General features: G+C 42.3%; 12 protein-coding genes and 4 pseudogenes. 9 read left to right on the top strand and 7 right to left on the bottom strand.

What is annotated here, in order from left to right:
* Nucleotides 1-395 precede the first annotated feature (395 nt).
* Complete coding sequence (locus VF06_RS37975) at nt 396-1,187, top strand: DNA cytosine methyltransferase (protein ID WP_099072483.1); 792 nt, start codon at nt 396-398, stop codon at nt 1,185-1,187.
* A 291-nt stretch (nt 1,188-1,478) separates the two neighbouring features.
* Here the strand turns inward: VF06_RS37975 and VF06_RS37970 are convergent, their stop codons facing one another.
* The gene (locus VF06_RS37970) at nt 1,479-1,691 is read right to left on the bottom strand and encodes an NblA/ycf18 family protein (RefSeq protein ID WP_099072484.1); all 213 of its coding nucleotides are present in this window, start codon (nt 1,689-1,691) and stop codon (nt 1,479-1,481) included.
* A gap of 202 nt (nt 1,692-1,893) precedes the next feature.
* Between VF06_RS37970 and VF06_RS40005 the strand changes: the two are divergent.
* Nucleotides 1,894-2,596: pseudogene (locus VF06_RS40005) on the top strand (IS630 family transposase); the annotation flags it as partial.
* A 169-nt stretch (nt 2,597-2,765) separates the two neighbouring features.
* On the opposite strand, the gene lodB reads toward VF06_RS40005, so the two are convergent.
* Together lodB and lodA are read right to left on the bottom strand one after the other, a co-directional pair.
* Nucleotides 2,766-3,908 carry a lysine-epsilon-oxidase maturase LodB gene (gene lodB, locus VF06_RS37955; RefSeq protein ID WP_099072487.1) on the bottom strand — a complete coding sequence of 381 codons (1,143 nt, stop codon included), beginning with the start codon at nt 3,906-3,908 and terminating at the stop codon, nt 2,766-2,768.
* A 103-nt stretch (nt 3,909-4,011) separates the two neighbouring features.
* Entirely contained in the window at nt 4,012-6,126 is a 2,115-nt protein-coding gene (gene lodA / locus VF06_RS37950) for a CTQ-dependent lysine 6-oxidase LodA (protein WP_099072488.1), read from the bottom strand.
* A gap of 485 nt (nt 6,127-6,611) precedes the next feature.
* Here lodA and VF06_RS43280 point away from each other — a divergent pair.
* Nucleotides 6,612-6,746 (top strand): annotated as a pseudogene (locus VF06_RS43280) (IS4 family transposase); the annotation flags it as partial.
* Between the two features lie 67 nt (nt 6,747-6,813).
* Here VF06_RS43280 and VF06_RS37940 read toward each other — a convergent pair.
* Nucleotides 6,814-7,761, bottom strand: coding sequence for an RNA polymerase sigma factor (locus tag VF06_RS37940; RefSeq protein WP_099072489.1), 948 nt, complete (start codon nt 7,759-7,761; stop codon nt 6,814-6,816).
* 747 nt (nt 7,762-8,508) lie between these two features.
* Nucleotides 8,509-8,670: pseudogene (locus VF06_RS37935) on the bottom strand (GntR family transcriptional regulator); the annotation flags it as partial.
* Between the two features lie 71 nt (nt 8,671-8,741).
* Here VF06_RS37935 and VF06_RS37930 point away from each other — a divergent pair.
* Genes VF06_RS37930 through VF06_RS37910 form a run of 5 tightly spaced genes read left to right on the top strand, consistent with a single transcriptional unit; the run spans nt 8,742 to nt 10,713 of the window.
* A complete protein-coding gene (locus tag VF06_RS37930; protein ID WP_099072490.1) occupies nt 8,742-9,329 on the top strand; it encodes a DnaB-like helicase C-terminal domain-containing protein in 588 nt (195 codons plus the stop codon).
* Nucleotides 9,330-9,380: 51 nt separating this feature from the next.
* A complete protein-coding gene (locus VF06_RS37925; RefSeq protein WP_099072491.1) occupies nt 9,381-9,617 on the top strand; it encodes a hypothetical protein in 237 nt (78 codons plus the stop codon).
* Nucleotides 9,523-9,882 (top strand): helix-turn-helix domain-containing protein, encoded by a 360-nt coding sequence (locus VF06_RS43690; RefSeq protein WP_479724680.1) that lies wholly within the window; start codon nt 9,523-9,525, stop codon nt 9,880-9,882. Before VF06_RS37925 ends, VF06_RS43690 begins: the two co-directional genes overlap by 95 nt.
* 8 nt (nt 9,883-9,890) lie before the next feature.
* Nucleotides 9,891-10,454, top strand: a complete 564-nt coding sequence (locus VF06_RS37915) for an IS630 family transposase (protein ID WP_257207531.1) — start codon at nt 9,891-9,893, stop codon at nt 10,452-10,454.
* 1 nt (nt 10,455) lies between these two features.
* Complete coding sequence (locus VF06_RS37910; protein ID WP_244918121.1) at nt 10,456-10,713, top strand: DnaB-like helicase C-terminal domain-containing protein; 258 nt, start codon at nt 10,456-10,458, stop codon at nt 10,711-10,713.
* 35 nt (nt 10,714-10,748) lie between these two features.
* On the opposite strand, the gene VF06_RS37905 is transcribed toward VF06_RS37910, so the two are convergent.
* Nucleotides 10,749-11,069 (bottom strand): hypothetical protein, encoded by a 321-nt coding sequence (locus VF06_RS37905; protein ID WP_099072494.1) that lies wholly within the window; start codon nt 11,067-11,069, stop codon nt 10,749-10,751.
* A 44-nt stretch (nt 11,070-11,113) separates the two neighbouring features.
* On the opposite strand from VF06_RS37905, the gene VF06_RS37900 reads away from it, so the two are divergent.
* Complete coding sequence (locus VF06_RS37900; protein WP_244918122.1) at nt 11,114-11,542, top strand: DNA cytosine methyltransferase; 429 nt, start codon at nt 11,114-11,116, stop codon at nt 11,540-11,542.
* A gap of 730 nt (nt 11,543-12,272) precedes the next feature.
* On the opposite strand, the pseudogene VF06_RS37895 reads toward VF06_RS37900, so the two are convergent.
* Nucleotides 12,273-12,791, bottom strand: a pseudogene (locus tag VF06_RS37895) (HNH endonuclease); the annotation flags it as partial.

Genomic DNA, 12,791 nt, shown 5'->3' with positions numbered 1-12,791 from the left:
TATACTATTTTTCATTCAGCGTAGGCACTCCCCGTTTTGATGTCAGATATCAAAACCTTTACTAATTGGGAATCCTACCTTTTTTTGTCCCAAAAAACGATTCATATTTATATTGAGAATAAAAATAAAATTTTACCAGTATTAGTACTGTTTGTAATGTTATAAATATTTATAGCGTACTGAAGCAAATTTTTAGCGATCGCTTGTTTTTCTCCGACCTCACGAAATCGCGTTGCTCCCCTTTCAGAGATTGATACGGGTGATTGGCAAGTCGGGCGTATGGCATGGCAATTGGAGAATATTCAGCGAATCATACGCCCTATACCTATCACTGGCAGGCAAGGTTTGTTTAATGCAGAGATTGATTTGCACTCTCAACACCTGGAGGCAGTCGCATGATATCTGTCCTTTCCCTATTCTCTGGTATCGGCGGACTCTGCCACCACGGTATTGCTGTTGCGGGTTTATCTCATAAGTTCCAAGTAAAGCAATTTGTCGAAATTTCTCCTTATTCTCAATCACGACTTCGCCATGAACAACCCACAATTCCAATTCACCCAGACATCACCAACTACCACTGCCAGCCTTGGCAATTCGACATCGTGTGTGGCGGTTTCCCTTGCAGCGGCACCAGTAACTCCGGCAATCAACAAGGGCTTGCTGACCCCAGATCCGCATTGTGGGCAGAACAATTCAGGGTTATCGACCAGTGTAGACCGGCGATGCCTTCGGCAACCCGAAGCGGGAACGCTCTCATCGAAAACCCAACAGGTTTACTCAGTCGCGGACTTAACCAAGTCCTGTTTGACCTTGACTCCATCGGGTATGATGCGGAATGGAATTGTGTCTCTGCACAAGAAGTCGGCTTGTCACACGAAAGAAAGCGCATCTTTGTTATTGCCTACCCCAATGGCTTATTCAACAAAGTCATCCCGTCCGCCTGGGCAAACCAAATTGGAAATCATGTTGCGGAAGTGCGGGAGTCTGCTGAAGTCCGAAGCTATCAACCCGGAGTTCTTACGGTGGCTCATGGGGTTTCCGTCGGGGTGCTAAAGGGCATTCCAGGCAACTACGATGCGCGTCGTGCTTACGGTTTGAGTTGTTCTCCCCGGCAAGCTGCTGTTGCTTGGAAACGGATTGATTACCTGTGCAGTCTACTTTCAAATCAGGAGGTGCATTATGGTTAACCAAACCAATTCGCAATTCGCAATTCGCAGTTAAATTAGCAATGTTTTCCTGTTTATATCAATTTAATATTATTGGATATTTGCTTGAATTGGAATTTCTAAACTAACCAAGCATTTAAATACTTGTAATAAGTGTTTTAGATTTAAAATTGCGAATTGCGAATTGCGAATTGCGAGTTGCAAATTGCCTTAGCCGTCCTTAATTGGTAAGAACGGCTAAGGCAATATCTAGAAAAACGAATGAATTGAAGAAGTGGGAAACAGTAAACTTACCGTAATTTTGTCCAGAAATTAGTTTACTGTTTCAAACCCGGATAGAGCATCTAAACTTCGTTGACACTCCTGCTTTAGCAATTCCTGATAGGTCTTTTCCCGAATCATCATCTGCTTGTAGAGCATGGGCAAAAATTCTTTAGCTTGTTCACCAGATAACTGCTGTACTTGGTCAGCAAAAACTTTCAGGCTAAACTCTTGTTCTAGAGATAATTCAATTTTATGATTCATAGTTGATTCAATCACCCAACTGGGCGAAAACTAAAAGGATTATGCTGGCTAGTCGCGCGTCCCAACAGAAATGCGGTTTATCACTTGTACTTATGTATTTATAATATAGGAATCATATTTGATTTCTGAAAAAGACTACGAGATAATACGGAGAAACGTATTTGTCTAATAGCAAACAATGATAAACCAGCATTTACAAGTTGCGATCGCAGAACTACAAGAATTTATAGATAATCGACCGGATGCTCGTGAGGTGAGAAAAGCTTTGGCAGTGAAACTGGTTTATCAAGGCTATAAGTATCAGGAAATTCAAACAATTTTAGATGTGTCTGTTGGTTCGATAACAAGCTGGAAGCTGGCTTATAAAGAATATGGAATTTCAGGACTGCGCTTAAATCATAAAGGCAGAAAGAGTTACCTGAGTGATGAACAGCAGCAAGAAGTATTAAGTTGGTTACAAACTAAGGATACTTGGGAGCTTGGTGAACTGGAGTACAAATTGGCGTTTGAATATGATGTAATCTACGAATCGAAACGAAGCTATTACGATTTATTTGACGCGGCAGGAATTAGTTGGAAGAAAACTACTTCTTTAAATCCAAAGGCTGATCCGGAGGCTGTTGCTGCAAAAAAAACAGATTAAAACATTGTTGGCAAGCAACAGAGAGGAAATAGAAGCAGGAAGGCTGAGAGTACTATTAATAGATGAGTGTCATTTGTTGTGGGGAGACTTAACAGGTTATGTTTGGGGTAAAACTGACCAAGAAATAGCAGTTGGTATCGTTAACGAACGAGATAAACAGACATACTACGGTGCAATTGATTATCTCAATGGTAAGTTACTTCTGCAAGCTTACAATGCTGGTAATTCAGACAATACGATTGATTATTTACGTTATTTATTAGACCTTATTTTTAGCTCTATTGAGAATATACTTTGCTTATTGACATTATGCGGACGCCCTGACTGTATCCCCAAGTATGGCAGAATCCTACCTTTAAATATTTTCCTTTTTGATGTTTTAGCGTTCGTCGAAGACGTTGGCGCAGACATCGCTCGTTTAAAGTCTAACTTCAGAAAATCGCATTGCTCCCAACAGGGATAGGAGACATCTGAATTCTACGTTGCCAAAATGGTGCTTCTGTCCACCGATTTTCCATTTTGTAATACATCTGCCGCATTCTTAGATAATTGTCAAAATTACGTTTTAGTCCACTTTGATACTCTTTCAATAATCCATCTTTGTTATGGTTAAGATATTCAATTAGAGCAACAGCAGCATGGCTACCAGAAGTCATAGCGTGTCCTATACCCATAGATGAAAGCGGATCGAAAGCAGATACAGCATCTCCCACTGCTATCCAGTCATCACCAACTGGACGATCGAGGATATGAGAGTGTGCAGGTTTGACTACAAGAGGATAATCCAAAGTTCCTCCTTTAGCACGGTCGCTGGTATGTTTAGCTTTAGATAAAAGGGATATCCACTTTTGTTCCTTGTGAAGTTGCTGCTGTCCCATAATATCTACATCTGTCATTAATACAGCGATTAACTTGCCATTTGGTAGCCATGCCGAGTACCACCATCCTTCTGGAATCGACTCAATCAAAATTTCTTCAGTTTTTGGTTTGTCTGTTTCAAAGTCAATAAAAGCACTGATTCCCACCAGAGAATCGCAGACAAGAGATTTTGCTCCCAAGCGTCTGGCAGCCCTAGATTTTCTACCCGTTGCATCAACTAAATAACGGGATTCTATCGTGAAAGATTGGCCTGCATCTTTCTGGAGAAACAGCCGCCAACCGCCTCCCTCTAAATGTTCACCCTCCAGGCATTTGGTTTGCAAAAACAGCTTACCCCCGTTGTGAAAAACTTGTTTTGCTAACATACAATCAAATTGCCCACGATCGAGAAGATAACCTTCACCAAACTGGCTAAATAATGAAGCTCTAGAATTGAGTGAGGAATGACCCCAAACAGCAGCGATGTTATAAACAGGTTTATGATTATCAGCTAAAAAAGTTTCTTTAATCTGCAAGTAATCGAGTAAAGGTAATAAACTTGCAGATACATTTTCCCCAACACGAATAGCTTCGTAAGCCGTTGATTCAATGATTGCAACAGTCAATTGTGAATAAAGGCAAAGTGTTAGTGCTAAAGAAGTTCCTGCAACTCCACCACCCAAAATAGCAACATCAACATCCTGTATCTGTTTCATTTCCAGCCTCTTAGATAGTTCTTATATGTAGTAATTTTTTACTTAATAGCGCTAAGAAAATCTCCTGCTATCCAGCATAGATAACAGGAGATATGAACATTATTTAGAAGCGAATTCTGGTTCCAGAACGAGGTCTTCTTTGCCGATCTTCTTCAGAAACTTTAATCTCCCGAAAGGCATCAAAATCCATCATGGCTTCTTCAACTGCCCTAGATAACCTCTGTAATCGAGAAACACGTATGTTTCTTTGTTCGTCAAGAGATTTGAGATAAAATACTTGAACGCTTGTACCTTCATCATCCGGGCGATGAGTAATTTCGCTAATTGGTACAGATTTGTAACTAAACATATCATTGTTACGTTCTGTTTCCACCAAATAAGGAAACATCTGCCCGTTTTGTCCAGAATTTTTGTTACGGATGAACGCTAAATACGACCAGCCCTGGTTTACCATTTGTTGGTAGCTGTTAACTCCTCGAATGTAATTAACTTGCAATCCAGCAGGAATACCTGATAATTCTTGTTCGGACTCAGTTTCATCACCACTAATTACATCCCAAGGAGCTTGTGGTGGCCACCAGTAAGTGTAATAAGTAGGTGGTTTAGGAACTAGTTGTACCTGATCCTTATCCCTAGCAGAATCTTCAGGTACTTTATTGGTGTCCTTATCTGTAAAGTTAATAAATTGGATTGAACAGTTGAAGAAATCGGCTTGCCAGGGAATCGCCATCCGTTTGGTTAAATCGCCGGGTTCACATCCACCTCCTTCACACTCATCGCGGGAGGGATTCAGCCCCTGGGCGTAATAATCAGACTGATGATGTTGAATTTGGTAGGGAGATACATAGATTATGGGATTTTGTGTCGTCCAAGTCACTTCAATTCCCGGACATTGAGGCAAACCAACAACATTGCCAACACTAGCCTGATTTTTCTGGTCAACACCATCATAAGGTTCATAATTGGAGTCATTTATGAACTTTCCTTCTGCCCATTGTCTGAGAAGAAAATATTGGGTTGCTGTGAGTGCAAGGAATTTCTCAATATTGTAATTACTAACGGAATTGCTACCAGAGTTAAGTGGCATCAATGGTACATGGTCATTGCTGAATAAGGTGTATTGACGACTTGCGGGAAATGTTTCAGGATTGGGAAGTACTGGAGGCTGGAAATAGGAAAAATATTGCTCTCGATTTTCCTTATTAGCTAAATTGTGGTCAGAAAAGTCAAAAATGTTGGAGGAAAAGGCAATCATAGATTGAACATTTGCCACCCAATGATAACCAGAAATTCGTTGAATAATTGGCAGAATATCGCGTTGATAGTTGGCAACAAAATTTTCATTCCATGTCCCATCTCGATACATATCTGGCACAAGATCAAAGTAACGCACACCAACATCAAACATAGTGTCATCCCAGGTCGAGATGTTGGGGATTTGTGGAGCAAAATCTGGTGGACCAACAATCACCCAAGCTGTGAGAGTAATAGCTGCTTGATTCTTTAATATTACATTGCAAGTAACTGAACCATCGGAAATATCGTCATACCAGGTATCAGCACCGCCATAACTAGAAAGTGGTTCATTACCTCCAGATTTACCAAAACCTCCTAAGACGATCAAACGTCCTAAAGAGTCTGTTTTTAAATCACCCAGCTTGTTAATTTGATAACCATAAGTTGGATTTTCGGGTGGGAAATGCCAATGAGGATAGTTAAGTGGAATGTTGTCGCGACTAATTTCTATGGTCTGTCGACTCTCTGTGAGCTCCCGTGGGCCTGGATCAATAATTAAGGATTGGCGATTTTCGCTCCCCTCAACGTTCTGATTTCTCAGAGCAACCTTCTGTGCTAGATAGCTATTCTCTGTCCCAAACAAGAGATTACCTTTAGATTCTGAAAACTGATACCAAGCAGCTTTTTTATTGGCTAGGTGTACTGTCCAGACAATTGTTTCTACATCTGGATGATCTAAGGTCAGTTCTTCTTCATTAGATGATGTTGCATCTTTGCGATAGATCCGAAATCTTTGCCCTTGCCGTTTTATCTTGCCATCAGCATCTTTAAAGTTGCTAAAAGGTTCTCCCAGTTCATCACCATGTTCATTACACTCGATGGGTAATCCCCCAATTTGGTCTGGGGCTAAAAAAAATTCGTTTTCACTATTACCAACGCGAGCAACTCCAACGGATGGATAGAGTGAATAGGTGTAGGTCATTTGACTGTTTGTAGCTGTACAATCTAAAGACGATTACCAGGGAGCTTTTCTGAATTGCTAGAGCTAACAAAAATCTCGACTAACGATTGCTCACACAGAAAGGGGATTTTGAGATAGGTGGAGTGCAATGATCTAGATACTGTCAAGGGATATGAATATTTCTTGATAATTTAGTCTCTCCACATAACAATCTCCTCTTGAATAACAATACTCACATCTTGCACCTAACCGAATAAACCCGCAACAGGGAAATAAAAAGCCCAAAATATCACAGTATGTCAAGAACATTAATTAAGTACAACAAAGTTAAGTATGTAACTACAATAAGCAGTTATGCTACATAAAAAGCTTCAAAAACGGCTTGATGCTAGGATGACGCATTGTGCGGCATCCGTTGAGTGTGATCGCAAAGTTTGAAGAGATAGGGCTGCCATAGTAGATTTATTGTTTCTCACAACGACAACTCAACACCCACTCTCCAGCCCATACTCGAAATTTTATCACTCCTGCAATACTTGCTACCGCAGATCAACGCTACGACGATGCGCCGAATGAACCAGATAATTCTGGCAATCTTAGCAATGAGCGTCCGAGTCACCATGTTGAGAATGTCTAGTTGGGCATTTCCCCACCTGATGCTGTTTTTGCCTCCACAGCACCGCCTCAAGTTACCGACAACCATCACTCCTAGCCCACCAAGCAAACTTTGCATGGTGGCAAGGGGGGACTGGGGAAGCTGGGGGCTGGGGGAGAAAAAACGTTGTTGTCAAATAGTTCTCTCTCCCCCTGCTCCCCCATCTGCATCTCTCTCCCTGCTCGATCTACACCGCAAAATTGGGTTGGTAAACCACTCCTTACTTCTGGCTTCCCCTCAGAAGTCGCCGCAATCATCACCGACTCAGACTGCGGCACATCACGCGCTACCTCACCCCCAACAATCTCCACTTCCTCCACTGCAATTGCAAGTACCGTCTCCCCTACTCTCGCTTCAACTCCCCTATTCCTCTCGGACAATTCCCCTATTTCCAACTTTATTGCAGTCGGTGTCACAGACTTATCCCTATCGGTTTCCTCATCCCCGATAAAATATCCCCTTAAGTCCTCTTGCAAAATCTTCCGCGCTTGGGAAATCCGCTTGCAAACATTCTGATAGGAAATATCTTCTTGTTGGGCTATCTCTGGATAAGAAAATTCTTGATAAAAGTGCAGAATAAACGTCTCGCGCAGCCTTGTCGGTAAGTTATTAATAGCGCGACGAATCACCATCTTTCTCTCGTCAATCTCCATCGCACATAGGGGCATATTCTCAACAGCAACCAGTTCTTGCTCTTCATCAGATGCGTAACCTTTTATATCCTCAACTCGATTCGCCCCTCGACTGCGTTCTCGATGAATATCTACGCAAAGATTATGAGTCAGCGTCACGAGCCAAGCTTTAAAATTAGTAATTTCTCCCGCAAACTTTTGCGCCTTTTCCCAAGCTTTCAGCATAGCCCGACTGAGTGCGTCTTCTGCATCAATTGGGTTTCCACCCATCCACTTGACGCAGCAACGATAAAGATCATCTCGATACTGTTGCCATTGCAGCCAAAAAATTGACCCTATATCTGGGGTGATATCTTTTTGTGTTAACATGATAGACGCTTAAGATTCGATGCTGATTAACGTAAGTTCAATAAACCGCTCTCTCCTAGTCTCTTAAAAGGCGAGGAGGGAGGAATGAAAAAACGAAAAATTCAGGTATTAGCTGCCTTTTCCGAAGCCTAGTGTGTACACACAAGTCGAAAATTTTCATTTCCCAGCATTCCCGCCTAGAACTAAAGTTCCAGGCTCATAGCAAAAGTCTACATTCAGCAGACTGGAATAAATTTCTCCTTCAGTCCTCTTGAGAGGAGTTGCGCTATGAGACTCGAATTTATTCCAAGACAGAACAGATGCACCACATGAAGATTTGCGTGTATCTCGTAGCTTTTTGAAGCGGAGAAGGGTAGGGTAAAAGGGCAAAACAGACTTGTCGAATTCATGTCAAGTGCGTGTTCAGCAGAAAATTCTCCTTAAAAGCAATTTGTGTTCTAGGAGGTGATCGTTTTAACTGTTTGTTATTCACATTGTAGCCGCATAACTTATACTTCTATCTTGTGATAGCTGTCAAAAATGTTAATTTATGCAAAGTACTTACAAATTAACGAGTTTCATGAGCGGCGATACCTTCTGCTAACGGAGACGCTGCGCGAATAGCAAAGACTCGTCTCACAGGAGTCTCTGCACGTTTGCATCTATACTAAGTAGTTGTGCAAAATAAATTATCCATTTAGGCATGGAAGCGGGGAAAAGAATAGGAATACAGCAATTTCAGTTTGGTTGAAAAATTTCCAAACACTTTGTAGCGCGGGAAATACTGAGAAATTGAGAGAGTGTTCTGCTGGAAGGTAGTTTTTGACCTGGTGCTAATCTACCTGAAAGAATCGCCTGACGCAATTCCTCATAAACTTGGCGATGCAGAGGTAAAGATGCTTGTGGATCGATAGTAATGGCAAAATCCATAGTCAGAAATTGTTGGTAAAGTAATCCCAATTAGATAAAAGTGGACTGGTAGCTTAGTTAAAAAGTGGTACTTGTATCATTCCACTGCTGGAACCGCTAGCCCTGCTGTGTCCACTGGATTCTACGACTTGGACAGTTTACTCGGTGGTGGTTTCCGTAAAGGTCGGTTATACGTGCTGGCTGCTCGTCCATCTGTTGGGAAATCCGCTTTGGCTGGTAATCTAGCTCTGGCGATCGCTCAAATGAGTCGGTTGCCTGTGTGCGTCTTCAGCCTGGAAATGTCCACCGATGAGTACGTGCAACGATTCCTTAGCAGCGAATCGGGCATTGAAAACAATTTTCTTGAAACTGGGCACGTTTCTAACAATCAGTGGCAACCTCTAAGTCAGGCGATCGGTATTTTAAGCGAACTACCGATTTTCATCAACGATAACTCTTGCGAATTGTTCGGCCAAGTTCGCAGGGTTTCATCGCATTACGGCGGTGTTGGGCTTGTGCTTGTGGATTACCTGCAACTGATGGCTGAAGGGGCTGACTCCAGAGCTAATATGACTGAGCGTGTTGGGGAAATTAGCCGGGGATTGAAGAAACTTGTTAAGGATTTGGATGTACCAGTGTTGGCTCTATCGCAGCTGATACCAAGTTGCAGTCAGATGTAGTAGGGTAGAAAAAGAGATGGTGAAATCCGAAGTGAAGTTTTACAAGTGGATATGACTCAAGTAACACAAGCATTTCCTCACTTAGATTTAGAAACGGTAAAGCAGAAGGTAAAGAAGGCATTATCTCATTGGGAAAGACAAAAATGGTTGGTAATATATAATGCGATCGCAGATCCTTTGAACAGCAGGCGAGATAGCTTTACACGTAGGGGTATCAAAAGGGTTTGTCAGAAAAGTAATTCAACAATACAACCGCAAGGGAGAAGCTGGATTATCAACGCCTCTTAAAGGCGGTAGACATAATTGCTATCTAAGTTGGGAGCAAGAAAAAGAACTGATAGATTCCTTTAAAGAAAAAGCACGCCGTGGTCAGGTGGCAACCGCAATGCAAATCAAACTTGCGTATGAAAAAGAATGTGGTTTTGCTGTGCATAAGACGACAATCTATCGCCTATTAGAACGGCATCAGTGGCGTAGAATTGTCCCAAGACCAACTCATCCAAAAAAAGACCCAAATGCTGTTGATGAATTTAAAAAAACTTTCCACAGTTAGTAGAACAAATTAATCAAACAAGAAAGCCATCTGATACTAGACCTGTAGTATTAATGGCAGGAGATGAAGGCAGATTCGGTCGAATTGGGGAGGTTAGGGCTTGTTGGTGTCCACAAGGGATACGCCCAACTGTACCAAAACAACAAGTCAGGCAGTATATTTATGCCTACGCCGCAGTTGCACCCGAATTAGGCAAAATGACTTGCTTAGTTCTGCCTTATGCTAATACCAAAATGATGAATTTATTCTTATCACAAATTTCTCAAGAGTTTGCTGATTATTTTGTAATTTTACAGTTAGATAAAGCTTCTTGGCATCGTTCTAATGCTTTAAAAGTCCCTGAAAATATCCGGTTAATTTTTCAACCTGCTCATAGCCCAGAATTAATGCCTGTTGAACACATCTGGGAAGACATTCGAGAAAAGCACTTTTATAATCAAGTTTTTCCTACTTTAGACCAAGTTGAGGACGTACTATGTCAAGGTTTAGTCGAGCTTTATTCTGATAGCGATCGCCTGCGTTCTTTAACTTTCTTTCCCCATCTTAGAATACTACCTCTGACCGCAACTTAGTATGAGCCGTGAAGTTGAAAGCCGCAATGACAAGCGACCTGTACTGAGCGATTTGCGGTCAAGTGGTGCAGTTGAGCAAGACAGTGATGTTGTCATCATGCTCTACAGGGAAGAAATGCATAATCCCGATACACCTGAGCGTGGCATTGCTGAGTTAATCGTTCGCAAGCAGCGCAATGGCCCTACTGGGACGGTCAAGCTTTTGTTTGATAACCAGTTTACCAAGTTCAAGAACTTAGTACGTCAAAGAGAATTCTAAGCGTATGCAATTACACCACTATTACCCGATGAGTCTCAATTGGGTGTACTACTGCCACCATTGCGGTCACGCAAGTATTCCCAAATCCGGCGGATCTCTTCTTGAAAAGTTTGGCGATCGCGCTCTGCTTCACGTTGAGCAATACGCAATCCTTCTTGATGTAAACGGGCAATATCGCTTAGTTCTCTGATACTGCGTTCTAATCGGGCGACAGTTTGAGAGTTACCCCGTGTTTCCCTTCGATTGGCATCTTGTATTGTGCGGATTAAGTCTAGTTGGTCGCCCAGTTCTTCTAGACGAGTATCAATATCATCTAGCCTGACGCTAATGTCTTCTGGTTGACCCGAAGAAGTCATGATGCCTTACCTCTGCTTTACCAATCCCATGATGACACAAAGCCATGATTTCACGAGAGAATATCATCGCTTTTATCAAAAAAGCGAAATCCAAAAAGTCATCACCAAAATTAGATGTCTGCAAAAATTTTGATAACACAAAATTAAAACCAGTTCTGCCAGATGATGCCCCGATCGCTGTAGTACTTTTCACTGGTGGTGGCGGGATTGAAGCGGGAATGGTGCAAGCGGGGATTCGTCCAGTCATTGCAGTGGAGTTCGACCCAACTAAACCAGACTTGAGCAGGGCGATCGCTCTCAACCATCACCACAACTTTAGCGAGTACGCCTGTAGAATAATCCAACTAACAGTTCAAGAAGTAGCGCGGTTAGGATTCATAGGTTTTCCCCGCCGCCCCGATTACCTCCATGCCTCCCCAGTGTGCGCCAACTTCAGCCAAGCTCACACAGCTCCCGGCGGGAAAAGGCATTGAAACGGCTGACGACCTGAGTGCAGCGATCGCAGTAGCAGAAGCCATCCGACAGTTACAGCCACGGGTGTTTACTCACATACAGAAACAATTATCAGGAGCATTTTTATGACAAACCAAGAGCAACTTACTTAAAATGTGTTGGTACAGGTAAGGAAGAGGACAACCAACAAGCAGGGGACAGAAAAGAAGAAGCACAAAGGTTGTGCGGTGAGAGCGAATTTCCGCCTACTTTAATGGTTTTCTTTCCTTAACGACAGTTCTGTGATTTGAACGATAATTTAGCCAAACGGTCACGAAATACTTCACTCTGTACTAGGACAACATGAAGGTAAGAGCTATAAATGGAGTTCAAAAAACTCAAAACTTAATTACAGCAAGGAACATGGTCAAATAGTTCCAGGACTTACGCAACTGGCACAAGCAATGGCGCGGCGTAGCCGCGCCGAGTGCCCAAAGACTAAACCATTGACATAGCAATATCTGGACGTTTTAACTGCCCAATTAAATAATTTGACAACAAGCCATGTTTAATTTGATAAATACAGGACTTACGCAACTGGCACAGGCGATCGCTAATTAATGGTACTTTAGTACTACAGAACTTACGCAACTGGCACAGGCGATCGCTAATTAATGGTACTTTAGGTTGAGTCGATGGGGGATATTATTCCCCGCACCTCTCAGTTAAATCTGGGCGTGCGACTTTCACCGCACCCAGCTTCCGATGTCCTTAGCTTGCGCTTTTGCTCATGTGTTTGTAATCGTGGCAACTCTCATGAATTGCTTCCAGATTACTTTTCTTCCAATTGGCGTGATTTTTATCGATGTGATGCAGATTTACCCGTTCTTCATCGATAAATTTTAAACCGCAGGAAGCACATTTATGGTTTTGCTTTTTAAGGGCTTTAGAGGTTTCACCGTCATAGAGTTTACTGTACGTTCGCTCCAGTAGACAGTATCTCCGTCATAGGGGGATTTTATTCCTTTAACCATGACGTGTTTTCCTTCGGAGTAGGAAACTGTTGGGAATGCCTTTTTAATTAGCTCCTTGCTAGTGTGGCGTGTAAGCTTTGTTTCCTTGTTAAATACCGTGTAGGCTCTGCGGTTTATGTACCAAAGCGAGTGCTTTGACCGTCCATCTTGCAGAACTTGTGGTAATTTCTCCAGCCTCTAACTATCGGGGCTAATTTCTCAGCCTTTGTGGTAGCACCATAATTCGAGTTGTTGACAATGTGTTTTACTTTCTTAC

This window comes from Nostoc linckia z4 (assembly GCF_002608075.1).
GTDB classification, from domain to species: domain Bacteria; phylum Cyanobacteriota; class Cyanobacteriia; order Cyanobacteriales; family Nostocaceae; genus Nostoc; species Nostoc linckia.
Note: the sequence above shows the minus strand (reverse complement) of the source record. Positions and strands in the feature narration are given on the sequence as shown.